This window comes from Flavobacterium sp. KH_035 (assembly GCF_057839565.1).
On sequence record NZ_CM174492.1, the window covers coordinates 4,156,624 to 4,177,103 of the forward strand.

A 20,480-nucleotide genomic window follows, 5' to 3' on the forward strand; every position below is an offset into this window, starting at 1 on the left:
GTACTATATTAAATTGTTTTTGTTTATTTTTTTTGCCACGAATTCACGAATTATTATGCGCATCCTATTTAAAAAAATTCGTGCTCATTCGTGAAATTCGTGTCGAACTTTTTATTTCCAAATAATCGCCTGAGCCGGTTGTAATGGGTTTTGCCCCACTAATATTTTGCTTCCCCGAGGAATAGGCAATTGGATTGGCTCATTGGTATAATTTACACCCACATAAAAACCATCCCTCCATTCTACAAATACGCCTTTTGGCAAATCTTCGATCGTTACTTTGGCACGTTCGTAAACCGATCTTACCACTTGTCTTTCCAGATCTCCGTCTTTGCTTTCTGCACCTATATAAGTAACTGTTCCTTTACCTAATTTTCTGGTAATTGCTGCGGCTTTTCCTTTGTAAAACTGATCGGCATAAGTCGCCAAAACTTCTGTTCCCGGTTTCGGTTCTAAAACATCAGCCCAGGTGTTCCATTTATAAGTATTACTACCGGCATTTACCGTTCCGTTTACATCCGCAACAAGCATGTCGAAGAAATCTACATCGGCACCAATTAACGGTACGATCGGTGCACCCCATTTGGCTTCGAAGAAATGTCCGTTTTTATCTTTCTGACCAGTACGGCAGGACAAGATCAAATTACCACCGTTTTCTACATACTTAGTCCATTTATCTACCAATTTCTGATCGATAAGCTGGTAAGCCGGAGCTACAATAAAAGGATAAGCAGAGAAATCATCTTCTTCGGTGATAAAATCCATTGGCGCAGCAGTCGATTTTACAGCAGATGTATAAGTATTTCTATGTCTCCATGTGCTCCAGAATTCCGTTTGTTTTTGGTTTTCTAAATCCCAAAGATTTTCATGACTCCATAAGAAACCAGTTTTTCTTTTGGCAAGATCCGTCGGAAGTACTGCTTTTGGATTGTATTCTTTTCGAAGCAGTTTCATGTCTTCGATAGATTGTACAAACTCTTTTCCACCTGTTGTCAGGGTTACACCATCCGTACCTACAATTCCGTCGTGGTACATTTCGCTGCTTCCTAACGGATGTCTGTATCGGTACGTACAAGTAAACGAGCACCCTCCACCGAAAGCTTGCGAGATCCACATGTGAACCGTTCCCGGAAGCAATTGCGGGTTGATACTTGCCCAGTTTACTTGTCCCGGCTGCATTTCCATAACACCGGTAACCCCATTTATAGATCTGTAATAATCGTTGGCTTCTGATATTTTATTCGGATGTCCCATTCTAAAGTTCTGACCACCCAATTGGTTTCTTCCGCTTACCGGATACATGGTATAGGTAGCAAAATCCATTTTATCGGTTCTTCTCGGATCCGCCCCATATACTACATTAGTGTAATTAGTCGTAATCCATTGTTTTGGATCAACATATTTTCGAAGTGTTTCGGCCTGTAAATTCAAATATTCCGCTTGAGAATCTGCTGTAAATCTTTTGAAATCTAATATAGCATGCGGACTTAATTTGTCTTCAAAATAGATTTCGGCATTTGGAATCGCGATTTGTTCGAAATTATTATAACGAATACTCCAAAAACTACCCAGCCACTCGGCATTTAATTTCTCAATCGTACCGTATTTGTTTTTCAGCCATTTCTGAAATCCTTTTTGTGCAGAGGGACTAAAATCATCCGGAGCTCCCGGCTCGTTATCCACTTGCCAGCCCATAATGTTTTTATTCTTTCCGTATCTTTTTCCAAGCTCAGTGACTATTTTTTCTACAAACGCTCTGTACTTTTCATTCGATACCGACTGATTGGCCCTGTTACCATGTTCTCTGCGGCGTCCGCTTGCATCTACCAGATAAATTTCAGGATACTTTTCCCCCATCCATGCCGGCGGAGTTGGTGTTGGTGTACAAAGAATAACTTTTAAACCTTCTTTCTCTGCGATCGCAAGAGCATCATCAAGCCATTTAAAATCGTACTTTCCTTCTTCAGGTTCCATATACGTCCAGGCAAATTCAGCAAAATGCGTAAACTCGAATCCCAGTTTTTTAATGTTTTTTAAATCGCGTTCCCATTGTTCTCTTGGCCATTGTTCCGGATAATAATAAACTCCTATCTGCATTAAATCAGGTTTTGAGAAAAAACGCTGTGGATCTTTCTTTTCTGTCGTTGTAGTTTTTTTCGTTTGAGCAAAAACTGGTACCGAATGGCAATTTGCAATCAGCAGGCCTGTTGCTACTATTTTTGTGAATGCTATTTTTTGGTTGAACATACTTTGTACTGTTGTTGTGTTAATCAAATTTAGATAGTTATTCTTAACTCGCTGTCGGTAATTTATAAAAGTTTAATTAAACACATAGAGACATAGATTTTATTCTTAAAAAGAGAATACGATAAAAAACACATTTCTTCACACATAGCTCTGTGCATTAATGCGAAGTGAAACGTCTTTTTTGAGCGTACATAATCAATTATATCTCTATGTGTTAAAATTTTATAAACAACAGCTTATTTAACTATTTATCTTCTAAAAGAAGCATTAAATAATGAGAAGCCGACCAGCTAAAGTTGTAGGCTTCTAGTCCTTTTCCTGTAATTGGCTGATAATTCTCTCTAATAGAAGTTCCTTTGTCCAAAACCCCATCTGCATTATAAATCAGTTTGTGGGCCAGTTCATTGGCTTCTTTTGTATATCCGTATTTTTCTAATCCATTTATACCAAAATAACTTTGATCAAGCCAAACCGGTCCTCTCCAATACCCATTATTCGGTTTAAACTTCGGATGATTGGCTGCCAGTGTCGGCAACGGAACAAAGGTGTTCAGACTGGCAGTATCCATCATATTCTTTTTCGCTAATTGAACTTGCTCTGTGGTAGCGACTTCTGCCCAAATAGGCAAGTATCCTTCACAACCCATTGCTTTTATCTGTGTTTTACCATCGATTGTCGTATCGTAAAACCAACCTGTCGCAGCATCCCAAAACTGATTTTGAATTCTAACTTTCAAAGCGGTGCTTTCTTCTTTCCATTTCTTTGCTTCTTCTGTTAGTTTTAAAACTTCAGCCATCTTCTGCAAATAGTTTTTTTCGGCATACAAAAAGGAGTTTAGATCAACACTTTCCTGATCTAAGGAGTATGCTTTTTCTCCATTTTTAAGGATTTTACTATCATCAAAACGAACAGCATTGTCCATTCCGCTTTCCCATTTTGCGGCGATCACAGTTCCGTCGGTAGAACCAAATTCGCATAAACCATCCTGATCGTGGTCTCTGTCTTTGTACCACCAGTTGTGGTATAATTTTAACTTCGGATAGAACTCTTTTATAAAATTAGCATCTTTTGTTTTTTCATAAATCTTCCAGATTGCCCAGGCGGCAAGCGGTGCTTTAGTGTTTCGGTAGTTGTTTTCTTCGAGAAGATTGTTTCTGTAAATACAATCCGGAATAAACCCATTCGGTTCCTGATAATCAAACAAAGCACGCATTTGATCTTTTGCCAGTTCTGAATTGTAATTGGCTACTGCAACAGAATGTTTCCAGCTATCCCAAGCCCAAAAACCATGAAACCACTCGTAGTTGTAACTCGGAAAAAGACCTCCGTGTTTTAAACCTTCTGCCGCAATTCGGGTATTGTTTTGTAAAGTCAATGCCAGTTTGGCTACCAGATCTGAGTAAACGACGTCTTTGTAAATATTTTTCTTTCTGGCAATTAATTGCGTTAATTGATTTTCTTTTTCTTTTTGTGTGTTGTTCAGCAGTGTAGTAAATACTGTTTTGCCAATGTTTTCGTTCTCATTTTTCCAGGAATATTGCGGAAAAATAAAGGTTTGTGAAACGACTATTTCTTTAGTTTCATTTGGTTTTAAGACCAGTTTCTCTGTTTGGGTATGGTACCCCTCTTTGGTGATTTCAATCTCGGGAGTACTACTCAAAAACTGAATGTAACCTGTCGCGGTACTTTTTGTAGAAACAATTTTTAACATTTTGTCTTCTTTAGACAATTGTAAATCATTTAAAAAAAGTGTCGAACTGTACGAAGGAAAAAGTGTTATCGTCTTTCCTGATGTATTGGTAATGCTTGTTTTTTGTAAAGCTGAATGTCCCGATAAATAAACCAACTGCTGTTTTACCATTAGTTTATCATTTTTAAACTCTTGCTCCAGATGGCTGTTGTAGCTGTTTTGACTCACCAAAGTGCTTTTCCATTGGATAACTTCTTTTTTGTTTTCATCCTGAAGCTGCAACGAAACAAACGAAGGACTTAACCAAACACCGTTTTGTTCTGTCATTAAAAATGGTCCCGAGAATCCCGCCTGAACTTCTGAGGGCTCTAAAAATCCAAATGCGAACCATGCTCCTTTGTCTGAGAATGCCAGTGATTTTCGGTCCGTGGCATTGATTGGGTTTCCTTTATAATTCAGACTGTTTTTGCCCGATTCTAAGTTTGGATAGCTCTTTTGTGTCCAACCGGATTGTACTATAAAAAAGGAGGCAAGAATAAAAAGTATTTCCTTTTTGCTCATGTTGTTTTGTTTTTATGGTGTGTTTTTTAGTTAGATAATGTAGTAAATCTTTCTTTAACTTAAGTGTTCTACCGTAGATTTAGGGGATTCTTTTTTTAATCTTTTTTAATCCTTTAAACTGTGGTTTTATTACAGTACCTATTTAATCTTTGTGTTGAATATACTCTCGCAGATTGAGCAGATTGAGCAGATTTTCTTTAATCTTTTAATCTTTCAATCCTTTTAATATTTGCCGCTTCTGGATATAAAAATTAAACCTACAAGGTCTGAAAAAGACCTTGCAGGATTAAAATCTTTATTGAAAATCAATTTTTAGAAATTGATTTTTTTTGCCAAATCATTAATTTGCTTGTGTTTCTGTTAAAGGAATTGGGTAAAAGCTGTTTTTTGCTGTATCAAAACCGGTACGCCCCACTGCATCAAGTGCTGCTTTAGTTTTTCCCCAACGACGTAAGTCATAAAAACGATAGTTTTCTAACGGAAACTCTATAATTCTTTCATGTTCGATCTGAGCTTTAACAGCTGCTGTGGTAGTTCCCGTCATCGCTGGCATATCAGCTCTTTCACGAACTTTGTTGATGTACGGAATAGCTTCTCCCGTGCGTCCCAACTCATTCAATACCTCGGCTTGCATCAACAATACATTTGCATATCTCATTAAAGGAATGTTGATCGCTGTAAACTCCTGATCCATTTTTTCCTGAGTATTTGGTATGTATCTGCGATACACCGGTTTGTCTTTACCTTCAAATCTTTCATCATAAGTAGCGCCTAATACCATTGGATTATTCGCATCATTGAAATAAGGGTCTTTAAAGAAAATTGTACTGTACAAACGAGTATCATAATTTCCTGTAGTAGCAATTTTTCCTTCTTTTTTGAATTCATTTATCAGCATCGCACTTGGAAGAATTTCATCCCATCCACCTAGTTCTCCGGCTGCCATCCAATAGTGAAGGGCATTACGATAGAAAGCTCCATTGGCACTAGTCTCTGAAAATTGCAATTCAAAAATAGACTCTTTACTATTTTTTGTCGTTCCGTCAAACATGGAAACATAGTCTTTAACTAACTCATACCCCTGCACTTTATTCAGTGCAGTAAGTGCTTCGGTTAAGAAACTTTGTTTTTGAGCAGTTTCTTCGTACGCTCTGGTTAAATACGCAAAACCAAGGTAACTATTCGCTGCACCACTTGTTGCACGACCTGTTTTATCGGTAGATTGTTTTGCAGGCAACACATCTGCAACCGCTTTAAATTCTTTTGTGATAAAATCCCAGGCTTCTGCACGTGTAGAAAGAGGAATATTCAGATCACTTTCTTTGGTTACATATTTATCTCTAACATAAATTTTGTCCCAATTTAAAAGCAATTTCATATGGTAATAGGCACGTAAAAAACGAGCTTCAGCTTCAATTTGTTTGCGATCCCCATCTGTTAATTTAGAAGCCGGAACCTGTGGTAATTTATCAATAACCTGATTGGCATTACTGATTCCTCTGTAATTAATTCCCCAATAGCTGGTAAACTGGCTGTTTCCATTGGTATAAGTAAAAGTCGAAAGTTCTACCCAATTTTGGTAATTTAAAGCATCACTCCCCAGTTCGTTTATATCTTCACGATATGCTTCTACCGGCCATTTTATCTCGGCGAAAGACCATCGGTTAGTGGCGCATTCAAGCTGTCCGTAAGTTGCTGCCAAAGCAGATTCGGCATCAGCCTTATTTCTCCAGAAATTATCTGAGGTAAGTTCGTCTGGAGATTGTTGCTCCAGATAATCACTACAACTTGTAATGGTCAACAGACCTATAGTGGATAATAATAAAAATATCTTTTTCATGATGGTGTCTTTTATAAAATAGAATTAAAATATATACTGAATACCCGATACAAACGATCTTGTAAATGGATACACAAAACGATCAATACCAGTATTAAGCACAGAAGCACGTGAAAACTCAGGATCGATACCAGAATAATCGGTGATGGTAAATAAATTCTCTACACTCACATAAAATCTAAGTTTGTCCATTTTTGCTTTGCCCAACATGCTGCTTGGAACAGTATATCCTAATTGCAATTGACGCATTCTTATAAAATTTCCATTTTCCAGAAAACGATCTGACTCACGGCTGTTTCCGTTAGGATCCTGCAATACCGCTCTTGGAATATCACTGCGGTTATCCGGTGTCCAAGAATTTAAAGTCGAAGCCAGCATGTTGGTTCCGGAGTTCATAGACTCATAAAAATAACGGTTTCCGTTGTACAATTTATTCCCCCAACCGCTTCCAATCAAAGCAGAGAAATCAAAACCTTTATAACTTGCTCCTAAAGTAAGATTTACTTCAACTTTTGGTAATCCGGTTCCGGCATAAGCTTTATCTTTATCATCAATAACACCATCATCGTTTAAATCTTTAAAACGAATATCTCCCGGCTGAGCATTTGGCTGTAATAAAACACCATTTTTATTATGAGCCGCTACCTCTTGAGTAGTTTGAAAAATACCATCTGTTTTGTACAGATAGAATCCACTAATAGGGTTTCCTACGCGTGCCTGAGTTGGAAAATGTTCGTCTCCGAATTTTAATCCTTCTCCATAAATGGTCTGTCCTTCATTAGCAAGTGCTACCACTTTGTTTTTAAGCGTTGTAAAATTTAAACCTGCATTGTATTTGAATTCATTAACCTGATCGCGGTAATTTACTTCAAATTCAAATCCGCTGTTACTAATTTTACCTACGTTAAGAATCGGGTCATCAACTCCGGCAGATGGAGCCAGTCTTTTTGTGATTAATAAATTATCGGTCACATTGTGGTAGTAGTTCATCGAACCGCTAATTTTTCCTTTTAAAAGGGTATAATCGATACCAATATTTTTAGAATCTGTAGTTTCCCATTGCAGGTTTCTATTTTCTAAAGCTTTTGCGATGCTTCCAGGCCAAGGGTTGCTTCCAATTCCCTGTACATAACCTGAACCTAAGCTATTACCTGTATTAATCAATGTATTTGCAGAGTAATATCCTAAAGCTGCCTCGTTACCCAATTGTCCCCAGCTGGCACGTAATTTTAAAGTAGAGATAAAAATATCTTTCGGGAAAAAATCTTCCTGTTCAATTTTCCATCCTAATGCAATAGATGGGAAAGTTCCCCAACGGCTGTCAGCTCCAAACTTAGAAGAACCGTCTCTTCTAACGGTCATTTGTAACAAATAACGGTCATTGTAAGAATAATTTAACCTGCTAAAGAAAGAAACACGATTGTACTGAAACTTTGATCCGTCTGCAGCATACGTTCCTCCTTTTCCGGCACCAATAGTTTCAAATCCCGGATCAAGAAATCCTGATGGACGGTCTATAGAAACCAATTGTCCGTTATCAACTGTATAATCTGTCGTTTTTCCTTCTACACTTACCTCATTCCAGTTAGATGCCTGGCTATTAAAAGTGTTACCAATCATTAAACCAAAAACATGTTTACCAAAAGTTTTATCAATTGTAATAATGTTGTCTAATATTTGCTCGTTCCAGGTTGTTCTCAACTCCCTTTGCAACGGATAAAGATGTACCTCTTTTGGATTGGCAATGTACGGTGGAAAATGTGCCGTTTGCTGGTTGTTCTTCACACGGTAAGAATATGCTAATTTATATTTTAACCAAGGTGCAATATTAGCTGTTGCCGCAATATTGGCTGTAATATCCTGTCCTACATCGTTGCTTTTCTTAAAATGCTCTTCGGCAACCGGGTTTGTTCCGGCTGGCAGACCATTTTTGTTCGTTAATCCATAACCATATTCTTCTTTATCATCATAAACAGGAACTAAAGGAGACATGGTGTATACCTCTTTCAATTGAAAATTAGGCAATGCATTTTGTGTTCCGATATAGGCCATTTTTCCGTCTATGTCAAAAATAGATTTTTTAAAACTTACTCTTGCACTGGCCGTTTGCGAACCAAATTGATTGTCAATTACAATTCCTTTCTGTTTTACGAAGTTACCATACAAAGCAAATTTAAAATCACCTTGTCTTCCCTGAATTCCTAAACCGTAGTTTTGTGTAAATCCGGAACGAAAAACTTCATCCTGCCAATCTGTATTGATATCAGATGGAGCGTTTATATAAGCCGGAAGTGCTTTTGGCGAAGTTGCATATTTATTGTATTCATCGTACATTCTTTTGTGAACGGTGCGATATCCGTCAGCATCTAATAAATCTAATGTTTTGGATGGATTTGTGATGCTTAAAAAAGAGCTAAAATCTACTTTTACACCTTCTTTTTGTCCGTTTTTAGTCGTTACAATAATGACACCATTCGCAGCAACAGATCCGTAAATTGCCGCTGCAGCACCATCTTTCAGTACCTCCATAGATTCAATATTGGTTGGATTTATAGTATTAATAGACCCTTGAAATCCATCAATAATATAAAGTGGTTCTGTAGCTCCAAAGGTATTTACCCCACGGATTTTTACGCTTACAGAAGCTCCTGCCACACCACCGCTTTTTTGCACGTTTACCCCTGCAACCAAGCCTTGAAGTGCTTCAGCCGGACTTGTTGTAGCTCTGGTTTCCAGGCTTTCTTTTTTAACAGTAGAAATAGCCCCGGTAACGTTACTTTTCTTCTGAGAACCATAACCAATAACCACTACTTCATTCAGTTTATTGGTTTCTTCCTGCATGGTAATTGAAAGTTCCGAACGGTTGTTTACCGCTTCACTTTTCTCAATAAATCCCATGTACGAAAAAACAATTACCGGATTAACAAGACTTGATGAATACACTAAAGTATAATTTCCGTCAATATCGGTTGCGGCATTATATTTAGAGTCTTTAATAGAAATACTCACGCCCGGCAACGTATTATTCTTATCATCAATGACTTTTCCGGAAATGGTTTTTTGCGCCTGATTTACTTGCGCAAAGTTGATGTTTGGCAACCACAAGCATAACAGTAAAGGAATAAAATTTAATTTCCTAATGAGTAGTTTTTTCATTTTGGTAATGGTTTTGGTTAATTAAAATTTCGTTTTTTGTTTGTTTTTTATTTGTAAGCGGGCACCTTATAAGACAGTCTTTTACAAAACTGTCTTATTCAATGCAGGTATTTCTCTTTGTTTTGATTTTTATATAAGCTTTAGTTCTAATTCGGCTTATAAATCAAATTTAATTCCTTGTGCCAATGGCAGACTAGTCGTGTAATTAATGGTATTGGTTTGTCTGCGCATATACACTTTCCAGGCATCGGAGCCGGATTCTCTCCCTCCGCCTGTTTCTTTTTCTCCGCCAAATGCTCCGCCAATTTCGGCACCGGATGTACCAATATTGACATTTGCAATTCCACAGTCAGAACCTGTAACAGATAAAAACAATTCGGCTTCTCTTAAATTATTAGTCATAATTGCAGAAGACAAACCTTGTCCTACACCGTTTTGAATTGCGATTGCATTTTCGACAGTTCCGGAATATTTTAGTAAGTACAAGACTGGGGCAAAAGTTTCGTGCTGTACAATTTCAAATGAGTTCTCGGCCTCGGCTATAGCAGGTTTTACGTAACATCCGCTTTCGTATCCGGAGCCTGAAAGTACGACTCCTTCTACCAGAATTTTTCCACCTTCAGCTATCACTTTCTCTAAAGCTTGTTGGTACATTTCGACCGCCTGAGTATCAATTAAAGGACCAACATGATTGTTCTCATCCAACGGATTTCCGATGCGTAATTGCTTGTAGGCAGCCACTATCGCATCTTTTACTTTATCGTAAATACTTTCGTGAATGATTAAACGACGGGTTGACGTGCATCTTTGCCCCGCCGTTCCAACGGCACCAAAAACAGCACCAATAACCGTCATCTTAATATCGGCATCAGGTGTTACAATGATCGCATTGTTTCCGCCTAATTCCAGTAATGATCTTCCCAAACGTCCTGCAACTACCTGCGCCACGATTTTTCCCATACGGGTAGAACCTGTAGCCGAAATCAAAGGTATACGAGTATCCTTGGTCAGTAGTTCTCCTATTTTATAATCACCATTGATTAGTCCCGAAATACCTTCCGGTAAATTGTTTTCTCTGATGACTTCACTTATAATGTTTTGACAGGCAATAGCACAGATAGGTGTTTTTTCTGAAGGTTTCCAAACGCAAACATCACCACAAATCCACGCCAATGCTGTATTCCATGCCCAAACAGCCACCGGAAAGTTGAAAGCTGAAATAATTCCTACCACTCCCAAAGAATGGTATTGCTCGTACATACGATGTCCCGGACGTTCTGAGTGCATCGTTAATCCGTGTAACTGACGTGAAAGCCCTACTGCAAAATCACAGATATCAATCATTTCCTGCACTTCTCCATAACCTTCCTGCAACGATTTCCCCATTTCATAAGAAACCAGTTTTCCTAATGCCTCTTTATGTTGACGTAATTTTTCACCAAACTGGCGTACGATTTCTCCACGTTGCGGTGCCGGCATCAATCTGAACTGTTTGAAAGCAGCCGTTGCCGACTCCATTACTTTTTCGTAATCTGCAGCCGTTGATGTTTTAACTTTTGCGATCAATTGCCCATCAACCGGAGAATAACTTTCAAGGATTTCGCCGTTTGAAAAATGGTTCAATCCGGTTGAAGTTCCCTCATTAATATCTTTTATGCCCAATTGGCTTAAAGCTTCTTTTATTCCGAATTGTAATTCTGTTACTGCCATTACGACTTTTTTAATATTGATTATTCAACTTTTTAGTACCAAAATCAAAGAAGAACAATGCGTACAAAGAATGTTCTATTCTCAAATATTAGTTTATCTATAAAAATTTGATTGTAATAAAGATGATTGTACTTAACTCAAGTAATTATTTAGCTTCTTGTAGCTTTACATCTGTGCTCTCAAATATCTTATCGGCAGATGAAGCTACAAATCCCTGATACAATTCTCCGTTTGCCATTGGATAACGAAGTGCAAACTCATAATAACAAGATGGTATTTCTAAGGCACCTTCTTCAAAATCGACTAGATACAAATCAGCAAGTGTACTGGATTGTTCCAGTAATTGCTCCGGAGTACCTTTGATTTTTCCACCCGATGCATTTAATTTCCATCCACTCTCTTCTAAAAAGTGATTAAGTTCTTCTAACGTTTTAAACTCTTTTAAAGCATTGGTATTAATAGTAAAGTGATTGGCTCTAAATCCATACACATACATCCATGCAGCATACTCTGACTCGTCCAATAATGATTTGTACACTGCCTGTGAATTTCCATTCCACACAGAACCACTCAAAACCAACTCAGGATTATTAAATAAATCTGCATCACAACTGTTCAGAATACCCTGTACGGTCTCCTGCAATTCAGTAGAACATTTTTCTAACTCCAACTCCGAAATAAAAATTCTTGGAGCATCTTTATCTGTTAGGTGTTCGTAATGTCTGGCAAACAATTTTTTGCTTTCAAAATTATATTCTCCTCTTGCTTCATAACCAACATTCAAAAAAGGCTTTTCCAGAACCTCAATATTTACACGCTTATCATTGAAAGTACGAATAGCGATATGATCATTTTTTATCACTTCACCTCTTTCTTCGAGTAATTCATGTATTTTTCTTGCAGATGGGGTAATATTGGCATACTGCTCCCATAATTTCATAAGTAATTGATTTTTATCCATTTCTGTTTTGTTAAAATAGTGTGATTATGACACAAAATTATATATAATAGTGTTATTATAACACCATAGATATACGTTTATTTAAAATTCGACACTTCGCACTGTTTTTTTTGTAATTTTGACATTTATAAAACCCGTTTTAACTTAAGAATTGTCAAAATAATAGAAATCTGTAAACTAGCACTAACCATGGCAAACATCAAGAAGAATGAAAATACTGACTATTTAGATCGCGAAATCATACAAATGCTAAGCAAAAATGGAAGAATCTCTTTTTCTGATTTAGCCAAAGAATTAAACATCTCTAATTCACTGGTACATTTGAGGGTTAAGAAGTTACAGGAATCGGGAGTGATTACCGGTTTTTCGGTAAAGTTAAATCCAAAAGAAATTGGTTTTGAGACTACTACGTACACCGGAATTGTAACCAAAGAGGCGCGTTTTTCCTATTCGATTGCCGAAAAATTAAAAGAAATTCCGGAGGTTGTAGAGTGCCATTGGGTTTCCGGAAAGTATGCTTTGTTTATAAAAATTGTCGCTATCAATAACGAAGAACTTCGTAAAATTTTATACGAACAAATTCACCAGATTGAAGGTGTTGGAAGTACAGATTCGTTCTTTTCTTTTGGATCGGCATTTGAGAAGAATCTTCCGGTTTGATTTTTTTAAAACCGCAAGGAACGCAAAAATCGTAGCCCTCATTGTTTAGATGCAGATTAGAATCTCTCGCTAAGGCGCGGAGTCGCAAAGGTGTTATGAAATATTTTGATCTTTGCGTAAAAAGCGGGATGTGTGACTTTACTAGGTTCAAAATTTAAATGAGTCGTTCCTATGGAACTTTTTCCACATATTGTTTTTGGTTCCAACGGATTAAAATCCATAACCGTAAAATCAATCTTTTCTTCGGAACTTTTTTAACAAGTTTTTTTATTTGCAACACATTAAAATCCGTTACTGTAAAATCAATCTTTTCTTCGGAACCTAACGATTAAAATTTTTGGATCGTGTCACACTTAAATTATCTAATAAAAATCACAATAATAGACCCATTGTCCAGTCTTGCTATTTTTTGCCAGATAAATATTGCCGTTATCAACAATATTTAAATTAACTTTTTCATCAGAAGAAATCTGTATAACAAACTCAAAATCGTTCCCAAAATCGATTCCTGATTGGCAATAACTAGGATAACCTCCAATTTTATGACCATAATAATTTTCAACTATGTCGTAATAATAATCAATAGTTTTTGATTCTTCAAGTTCAAGTATCTTGTCCGTAACATCCTCTGGTATGGAGGAACAATCTTCCCAAACAGGGTAATCTTCCTCAATTAATTTATTTGATAATGGAAAAGCTTTTAGATGTGAAACAGGATTTTTTAAATCTTTAATAATAAGTGTATCGTCAATGCCATATTCACGTAATGTCCAATTATTTCCATTAGGAGTCAAATCCATTGGAATATTCTTAGAAATAAAGACAGAAATCGTTTTTGTACTTTTTAAAATCTCGGGAACAAAAGGCAAACCGTCCAAACATAATTGAAACAGTGGCCACATCAATTCGTTGTTATTGTCCAGAGGAATCTCTTCCGCTTCTTTATATAAATAAACTCTTCCAATCCAACTTTCAGAAGCTGAATTTGTTGGTCTAAATCCGCCACTTATAAATTCAGTAGCTGTTTTTGCAAGCTGTTTTTTTATTCTTTGTACTTCATCCATTTTTGATTTTTTTTAAGTTAACAACAATTTATTCTGGATAGTTCCAAAGGAACGATTCATTTTGTAGCAACGGATTTTAATCCGTTGAAAAAAACACGACACAGAAAGTTCCGTAGGAACGAGCCATATAAAAATTACGTCAATATCTAACCTTTTACTACAGATTAAGAGGATTATGCTTTTACATAAATCTCTCGATCAATATTAGAAATAGTTTATGAAACAAAACCTATATTCTATAAAAAAAGCATCCAAATTCGGGTGCTTTTTTATTCCTTTATCTCTAATTTGATCTAAACATCTTCAACCTCTATTCCTCTACTCTTTAAATATTCTAGTTCCTTAAAAGAAGTATCATACAATAATGTCATCTTTTTGAGATTTGGAAACTGTTCTACATCTTTAAAAGATTGTATATCAAATTCGTCACCTTCTCCATCCCAAAACCAAAACATATTCCTGTATATATCATCACACACATCCTGACATACTTCTGTAACTTCGCTGGCAAACTTTTTATCGATTTCTAATTTTTCAAAATAGCTTGTAACTTCTGGTATAAAATCATATCCTTCCTCTTCAAGGTCTATTTCTCTTCCTCTGTAACGGTCTACAAACTCACAAAGATCAAACTTCGGAAGAATCAATTCCTTTTCATACATCAGCTCCTGAATGATGGCAAGTTTAAAATTAAAATCTGTAAATTCAATTTTCTCTCCCTCAATAGGTTTGTGTTTATATCTGTCAGAATCTTCGATTGGAGACATTTCTTTAAATTTATAAAAATCAGGTACTTTTTGAGAATCAATAACTTTTTCAATATCACTACTATTTATTTCAGATATTTTAATCTCTGACTTTAAAGCCATTTCTGCCAAACAGAAGCCATGTTTTGCTGCTTTCGTAGAGGTAAATGTGGAAAAACCGGTCAATTTGACCACCTAATTCCGGAGTAAATTGACCACCTGATTCCGGAGCAAATTGACCACCAGGTTTTGTGGTTAATTAACGATTAAAAACTATTCATTTTTTCATGTTGTTAGAACCATACATTCGTTAAAAATATACGGATTATGGCAAACAAAATAACAGACATGAGTAAAATTAGAAAAGTAATTAAATTCTATTGTAATGGAAAGAGTAAGTTATTTATAAGTAGCTACTTATCCCTTTCAAGAAATACGGTAAAGAAATATATTTCCTTATTTGAAGTTCTCGGATTAAGCTTAGAATTAATCGACCAAAAAACCGATGCAGAGCTGGAACTTTTATTCTCCCAGACTAGTGTAGAGGCCATTAGCCCGAGATTACAGACACTTTATGATTTTTTTCATAAAATGGAACGTGAACTAAAAAAAGTTGGCGTTACCGTACAGCATATGTGGGAACAATATATTGCTGTAAATCCTGATGGTTATCGAACTTCACAATTTCATTATCATTACAATATATGGGGCAAGCGAGTCAATCCGGTCATGCATATGAACCATAAGGCTGGTGATAAAATGTATGTTGATTATGCCGGAAAGACACTCTCAATTATTGATATAGATACCGGAGAAGTCAAAGAAGTACAATTTTTTGTAGCAATATTAGGCGCTAGCCAATACACGTATGCTGAAGCTTCCATGAGCCAGCAAAAGGAAAACTTTGTTGACTCAGTAGAGAATGCCATGCGCTTTTTTGAAGGTACTCCTGCTGCCATTGTTCCGGATAATTTAAAATCTGCAGTAATAAAAAGCAGTCGTTTTGAACCGACAATCAATGAAACCCTGGCTGATTTAGCAGAACATTACGAAACTACAATTTTACCTGCCAGAGCTTACAGGCCCAGAGACAAATCATTAGTTGAAGGAGCTGTTAAGATATTATATCGAAGGATTTATGTAACCATAAAAGAAACCAAATTCTTTTCTCTGGAAGAATTAAATCAGCAGATCTGGGATTTACTTGACTCTCATAATAACAGAAAACTAACAGGACGCCCTTATTCCCGCTTTGAATTATTTTTAGAAGACGAGAAAGAAAAACTGCGTCCACTGCCACAAGATCGTTTTGAAATTAAATACCAATCTTTTGCAACAGTAATGCAAAACGGTCATGTTCAATTAAGCCAGGACAAAAACTATTACAGCGTTCCGTATCAATATGTAAAAAAGAAAGCAAAGCTGTTATATACCAAATCAACGGTAGAGATTTATTTTAAATACAATCGAATAGCTGTACATCCAAGAAACTACAAACCTTATGTCTATACAACAACCCCTGAGCATTTAGCCAGTACACATCAATTTGTAGCCCAATGGAGTGCTGCCCGCTTCATTGAATGGGCTAATAATATTGATGAGTCAGTGGGAGAATATATAATACAGATAATCGAAAGCAGAAATCATCCAGAACAGGCTTATAAAAGTTGTTTAGGAATACTGAATTTTGAAAAAAAGGTAGGCAGACAGCGATTAATAAATGCCTGCAGGCGGGCACTTGATTTTAAAATTTACAATTTTAAGACCATACAAAATATTTTAGAAAACAACTTGGATCATATTGATTTTGATCAAGAACCTGAGCAAGAACTTCCCGATCACAGTAATATAAGAGGAAAACACTATTATAACTAAATTAAATCTTGAAAAAATGAATGAATCCACAGTAACCAAAATGAAACAAATGAAGCTTTATGGCATGTTTAATGCTTTTAAAACAGCCATTGAAAGCGGAAAAACAGATCATTATACCCTTGACCAGTTTGTATCGATGATTATTGATGCAGAATGGGATGAAAGGTACAATCGTCGTATTGAACGAAGTATCACTAATGCCAAATTCCATTACAAATCAAATATTGAAAGTATCAATTTTGATGTATCACGTAATCTGGACAGAAACATGGTACTGCGTCTGGCAGAATGCGAATTTATAGAGAAAAATGAAAACATTTTAATCACTGGAAGCACCGGTGTCGGTAAAAGTTATTTAGGTACCGCATTAGGTTATCAAGCTTGTATACAGGGTTTTAAGGTAAGTTATTTTAATACCTCAAAATTGTTTGCTAGACTAAAAATGGCTAAAGCAGATGGCACTTATCTGCGGGAACTTACCAAAATACAAAGACAGGATGTTATCATACTTGATGATTTTGGACTCCAGGCACTTGACAGCCATAACCGAATTACTCTTTTGGAGATCATAGAAGACAGGCATAATAACGGCTCTATAATCGTGACATCACAAATCCCGGTTCAAGGCTGGTATGATATAATTGGAGAAAAAACGATAGCCGATGCAATATTAGACAGACTTATACACCAATCTCATAGGCTTGAATTACATGGAGAATCCATGAGAAAGAAAAGAGGAATAAACAAAGAGTGATATTTTATTATATTTGAATACTAATTAACAGATGAAAAAATATAGTTTTTAATCAAAACGGAGGTGGTCATTTTGCTCCGGAATTAGGTGGTCATTTTGAACTGGAATAAGGTGCTCACTTTAAAACGGAATGGGGTGATCAATATAACCGGAATTTGCATACTTATGGCTGAATGCTTCAAATGTGTTGCTTATCCTATTAATTCATCGCAGTCCAGCAAACCTAAATACATACTACTAATCTTACAAATATAAACTAATTCTAATGGTGAGCCTAAAATTTTCAGAAATTAGACCATCCGTGTAATAACTGGATGCATTGAGGTAATATCTGGTATAACAAACTTTGAATTACATACCTGTGCCGAGCATATAAATCTCAAATAAAAAAACACATTATGCGCTTACTGCATAATGTGTTTTTCTATAGGCTAACAAACCTATTTTTTAAAACTTTGCTTATCCTAACCGAATAAAGCCATTCCGTCCTGCATTCTCTCTATTAATCCTATGCAAAGTACAAAGGAAAATAATGCAACTACTAATGCAATAAAGCCAAGAACCACTAAAAACTTTCGAACAGAAGCCTGGACAAAATGCTGTTGCTCTTCTTTTGTGACATGCAGCCAGATATTTTTAAAGTTTTTATAAATCACAATTCCAACAAACCCCATAGCCGCAAAAATAACAGCCGTTACAGTGGTCAGCATATAAAAAAAGAGCTGATTGTCATGAAGGAAAACATCACTCAGTGTAACTAAACTAAGTACAAATAAAGCTATTATAGCAATACTCACTGAAACCCTGAAGAATGTGAACATTTTACTGTTGGTATTAAATTAAAGATGTTATTCTTATTGTTTGAAACGATAAATATAATAAGGCGGTTTTCCCTGATCGTCTGCACCCGTAAATGCAGGAGTACTATTAAGTTGATTTACTGAAATATACATCCACCCGTTAGGACCTTTATATACATTATCCGGCCACTGCAATTTTTGAGCGTCCTGTACAATAGTAGTCAATTTACCAGTAGCATCCAACTTTGTTATAGCATGTTCCTGAAGATTAGTAAAATAATGATTCCCTGCTTCATCTGTCAAAGCGCCATCGCTAAAAGGTTTGTTACCAACTTTTTTTATGGCACTACTAATTTCGGCATCACTCTTTCCTTCTCTAAATAATCTTGCTGGCACACTATACCATGAAGTTCCATTCATTGCTCCAAAAAAGATCGTTTCTCTGTCGTACGAAAGTGTAATGGGATCAATAGCAACGCGAGCAGGTTTCCCACCAAAATAAGTCACTTTCCCGTCGATAATCATGTCTTTATCTTCTGCCTGTAAAGAAGCGTGTCCACTAAAGCGGCGTGTTTTCTTGGTTTTCAGATTCAATACGATGATTCCCGGATTGGCAATATCCGCCAGATAGGCAAAACCATTTTTTTCGTCGATGGCAACATCTTGTGTAAAAGTACCTTTTGGCGCTATAGTTTGAGGCAATTCAATTTTTTGTACTACCTTATTTTTGCTGATGTCAAAAGCCCAAAGTCTGGATTTTCCAAGTTCAAGTCCCATATCTGTTACCCACAGCTGATTGTTTTTATCAAAGATTAATCCCAGCATTGCATCAAATTTGGTATCCGTTGGCTTTCCGCCATTCTTCTGATAAGCAGCAGAAGGATATGGAACTGCCTTTCCATTCACAATTTCAACCAATTGCGTTTTTTGATTGCCCAGCGGATGTATGGTTGCAAAAACGCGGCCCTCTGCCGATACGGCAACATCGCCCGGACGTATGTCCATAGCGGCAACCACTTCAAGAGCAGTAGTTGTTTTGTTTGTGTTTCCAAAATAACTGGCAGTACCTTCTATCCAGTCTTTACGTGGCGGAGCAAAAAAATCTATATCTAAAGTACCGTCTTCCAAACACTCAAACTGATGAGGAATATTCCCCGGAATAATCAATACCTCACCGGCACTAACAACATAATCTTTGCCTTGCATGCTCACTTTTACACTTCCTTTTGTAATATAAGTCGTTTGTTCGTTTGGATGCTGATGCAAAGGTACTTTTGCCCCCTTGTCCATCTTAAACAGCGCCAGCATGCCCTGTTCTCCGTACACATATTTGCGTTGTAATTTATCGCCTAGTTGCTCCCATCCCAAATTATCAAATTTTAGATGCTGAATTTCTTTCGTTTGCTGTGCTGTCATAGCAGTAGCGAGCAAGATCATTGCAGAAATTGCTAATTTTAATTTTGTCATGTTTGTTGAATTTTAAATAATAAAGCGGTTTATACCGGCACTCTTTTAGTAAGAGCTTTTAACACCGTCTTGCTTTGTCCAGGGTTTGTTAAAAACTTTATTCTGCTGGGGCAAAATAACCTCATAACCCGGTTTTTCGTCTATGCTGACTTTTATAGTTACTGTCCCTAATTTTCCGGAAATCAGATGTCCGCCATATTTACGGTCTCTGGAAATAAAATGAAAATGAAACGGAGATAAATCGATGGCCGAGAAATATGGAGGATTGTAAAAACCAACCATAGTCCCCGAGATATGTTCTCTTGGATACAAAGGTCTTGTTTTCATGAGTTCTCCCAATCCGGTAGTCTCATTTTCATCGAGACGTCTGGCGCCACCTACTGTAATGTTTTCAAATTCACATTCTATGCGAACAGCATAAGGTTTATTAACCGAGGGAAGTCTTTTTATCACCTCGTTCTGGAGTTCTTCAATATCTTTTAAATTGGTAAGTTCAAACTGCATATCAGCTTTAAAGAAAGCAACTGAACCAAATGGTATCTTAAGGCTGTTTGCAGCAACCCCAATCACTCCGGAAGCATCTACCCGATAGAAAACACCATCAAGTACTATCATTTCACCGTCTAAATAATTGTAAGTACCAATTCCGAAATTTCCTTTTTTGGCGAGTTCTCCAATCGATAGTTCTCCTGTATAAACACCATTACGCATCGCATCCATTACAGAATAATGAAAAAGAGGTTTTTCCTCTTTAACCTGCGCTATTACAGGCATAAAACCAAATATTGCAATAAAAAAAACTGCCAATCCGGTGCTATTATTTCTCATGGTTTTATATATTAGGTGACTTTCTTTCGTTATATTAGCAAAGATATCTCTAAAGAAAGTAAGACAAATTGTACATCTAAACAATTTTCCTGTACAATTTTATCGTCAGCTCTAAAAGTTA

14 protein-coding genes are annotated in these 20,480 nt (G+C 36.6%); 3 read left to right on the forward strand and 11 right to left on the reverse strand.

Annotation, left to right across the window (positions count from 1 at the left end):
• Nucleotides 1-111 precede the first annotated feature (111 nt).
• From AC3IS6_RS17110 to AC3IS6_RS17135, 6 genes are all read right to left on the reverse strand, one after another.
• Nucleotides 112-2,247: a beta-galactosidase gene (locus AC3IS6_RS17110; protein ID WP_489161146.1), complete on the reverse strand. Its 2,136-nt coding sequence runs from the start codon at nt 2,245-2,247 to the stop codon at nt 112-114.
• Nucleotides 2,248-2,491: 244 nt separating this feature from the next.
• Entirely contained in the window at nt 2,492-4,498 is a 2,007-nt protein-coding gene (locus tag AC3IS6_RS17115) for an MGH1-like glycoside hydrolase domain-containing protein (protein WP_489161148.1), read from the reverse strand.
• Nucleotides 4,499-4,838: 340 nt separating this feature from the next.
• A complete protein-coding gene (locus tag AC3IS6_RS17120; RefSeq protein ID WP_489161150.1) occupies nt 4,839-6,338 on the reverse strand; it encodes a RagB/SusD family nutrient uptake outer membrane protein in 1,500 nt (499 codons plus the stop codon).
• Nucleotides 6,339-6,362: 24 nt separating this feature from the next.
• A complete protein-coding gene (locus AC3IS6_RS17125; protein ID WP_489161152.1) occupies nt 6,363-9,494 on the reverse strand; it encodes a SusC/RagA family TonB-linked outer membrane protein in 3,132 nt (1,043 codons plus the stop codon).
• A gap of 156 nt (nt 9,495-9,650) precedes the next feature.
• Entirely contained in the window at nt 9,651-11,204 is a 1,554-nt protein-coding gene (gene amaB, locus AC3IS6_RS17130) for an L-piperidine-6-carboxylate dehydrogenase (RefSeq protein WP_489161153.1), read from the reverse strand.
• Between the two features lie 145 nt (nt 11,205-11,349).
• Entirely contained in the window at nt 11,350-12,144 is a 795-nt protein-coding gene (locus tag AC3IS6_RS17135) for a DUF1338 domain-containing protein (protein WP_489161155.1), read from the reverse strand.
• A gap of 210 nt (nt 12,145-12,354) precedes the next feature.
• On the opposite strand from AC3IS6_RS17135, the gene AC3IS6_RS17140 reads away from it, so the two are divergent.
• Nucleotides 12,355-12,825 (forward strand): Lrp/AsnC family transcriptional regulator, encoded by a 471-nt coding sequence (locus tag AC3IS6_RS17140; RefSeq protein ID WP_173966220.1) that lies wholly within the window; start codon nt 12,355-12,357, stop codon nt 12,823-12,825.
• Between the two features lie 362 nt (nt 12,826-13,187).
• Here the strand turns inward: AC3IS6_RS17140 and AC3IS6_RS17145 are convergent, their stop codons facing one another.
• Nucleotides 13,188-13,889, reverse strand: coding sequence for a DUF1963 domain-containing protein (locus tag AC3IS6_RS17145; protein WP_489161157.1), 702 nt, complete (start codon nt 13,887-13,889; stop codon nt 13,188-13,190).
• 293 nt (nt 13,890-14,182) lie between these two features.
• Nucleotides 14,183-14,758, reverse strand: coding sequence for a DUF6892 domain-containing protein (locus tag AC3IS6_RS17150; RefSeq protein WP_489161159.1), 576 nt, complete (start codon nt 14,756-14,758; stop codon nt 14,183-14,185).
• A gap of 204 nt (nt 14,759-14,962) precedes the next feature.
• On the opposite strand from AC3IS6_RS17150, the gene istA reads away from it, so the two are divergent.
• Nucleotides 14,963-16,510 carry an IS21 family transposase gene (istA, locus tag AC3IS6_RS17155; RefSeq protein WP_489159942.1) on the forward strand — a complete coding sequence of 516 codons (1,548 nt, stop codon included), beginning with the start codon at nt 14,963-14,965 and terminating at the stop codon, nt 16,508-16,510.
• A 16-nt stretch (nt 16,511-16,526) separates the two neighbouring features.
• Entirely contained in the window at nt 16,527-17,264 is a 738-nt protein-coding gene (istB, locus tag AC3IS6_RS17160; RefSeq protein WP_056251131.1) for an IS21-like element helper ATPase IstB, read from the forward strand.
• 464 nt (nt 17,265-17,728) lie between these two features.
• Here the strand turns inward: istB and AC3IS6_RS17165 are convergent, their stop codons facing one another.
• Genes AC3IS6_RS17165 through AC3IS6_RS17175 form a run of 3 tightly spaced genes read right to left on the reverse strand, consistent with a single transcriptional unit; the run spans nt 17,729 to nt 20,359 of the window.
• Entirely contained in the window at nt 17,729-18,085 is a 357-nt protein-coding gene (locus AC3IS6_RS17165) for a hypothetical protein (RefSeq protein ID WP_489161161.1), read from the reverse strand.
• 33 nt (nt 18,086-18,118) lie between these two features.
• On the reverse strand, nt 18,119-19,531 hold the full coding sequence (locus AC3IS6_RS17170; protein ID WP_489161162.1) for an L-dopachrome tautomerase-related protein: 1,413 nt from the start codon (nt 19,529-19,531) through the stop codon (nt 18,119-18,121).
• Between the two features lie 45 nt (nt 19,532-19,576).
• Nucleotides 19,577-20,359, reverse strand: a complete 783-nt coding sequence (locus tag AC3IS6_RS17175) for an acetolactate decarboxylase (protein WP_489161163.1) — start codon at nt 20,357-20,359, stop codon at nt 19,577-19,579.
• Nucleotides 20,360-20,480: the final 121 nt, after the last annotated feature.

Excerpts from the sequence above, each read along its gene's own strand:
- AC3IS6_RS17110 (WP_489161146.1), bottom strand. The coding sequence starts at position 2,247 with ATGTTCAACCAAAAAATAGCATTCACAAAAATAGTAGCAACAGGCCTG.
- AC3IS6_RS17115 (WP_489161148.1), bottom strand. The coding sequence starts at position 4,498 with ATGAGCAAAAAGGAAATACTTTTTATTCTTGCCTCCTTTTTTATAGTA.
- AC3IS6_RS17120 (WP_489161150.1), bottom strand. The coding sequence starts at position 6,338 with ATGAAAAAGATATTTTTATTATTATCCACTATAGGTCTGTTGACCATT.
- AC3IS6_RS17125 (WP_489161152.1), bottom strand. The coding sequence starts at position 9,494 with ATGAAAAAACTACTCATTAGGAAATTAAATTTTATTCCTTTACTGTTA.
- amaB (WP_489161153.1), bottom strand. The coding sequence starts at position 11,204 with ATGGCAGTAACAGAATTACAATTCGGAATAAAAGAAGCTTTAAGCCAA.
- AC3IS6_RS17135 (WP_489161155.1), bottom strand. The coding sequence starts at position 12,144 with ATGAAATTATGGGAGCAGTATGCCAATATTACCCCATCTGCAAGAAAA.
- AC3IS6_RS17140 (WP_173966220.1), top strand. The coding sequence starts at position 12,355 with ATGGCAAACATCAAGAAGAATGAAAATACTGACTATTTAGATCGCGAA.
- AC3IS6_RS17145 (WP_489161157.1), bottom strand. The coding sequence starts at position 13,889 with ATGGATGAAGTACAAAGAATAAAAAAACAGCTTGCAAAAACAGCTACT.
- AC3IS6_RS17150 (WP_489161159.1), bottom strand. The coding sequence starts at position 14,758 with ATGGCTTTAAAGTCAGAGATTAAAATATCTGAAATAAATAGTAGTGAT.
- istA (WP_489159942.1), top strand. The coding sequence starts at position 14,963 with ATGGCAAACAAAATAACAGACATGAGTAAAATTAGAAAAGTAATTAAA.
- istB (WP_056251131.1), top strand. The coding sequence starts at position 16,527 with ATGAATGAATCCACAGTAACCAAAATGAAACAAATGAAGCTTTATGGC.
- AC3IS6_RS17165 (WP_489161161.1), bottom strand. The coding sequence starts at position 18,085 with ATGTTCACATTCTTCAGGGTTTCAGTGAGTATTGCTATAATAGCTTTA.
- AC3IS6_RS17170 (WP_489161162.1), bottom strand. The coding sequence starts at position 19,531 with ATGACAAAATTAAAATTAGCAATTTCTGCAATGATCTTGCTCGCTACT.
- AC3IS6_RS17175 (WP_489161163.1), bottom strand. The coding sequence starts at position 20,359 with ATGAGAAATAATAGCACCGGATTGGCAGTTTTTTTTATTGCAATATTT.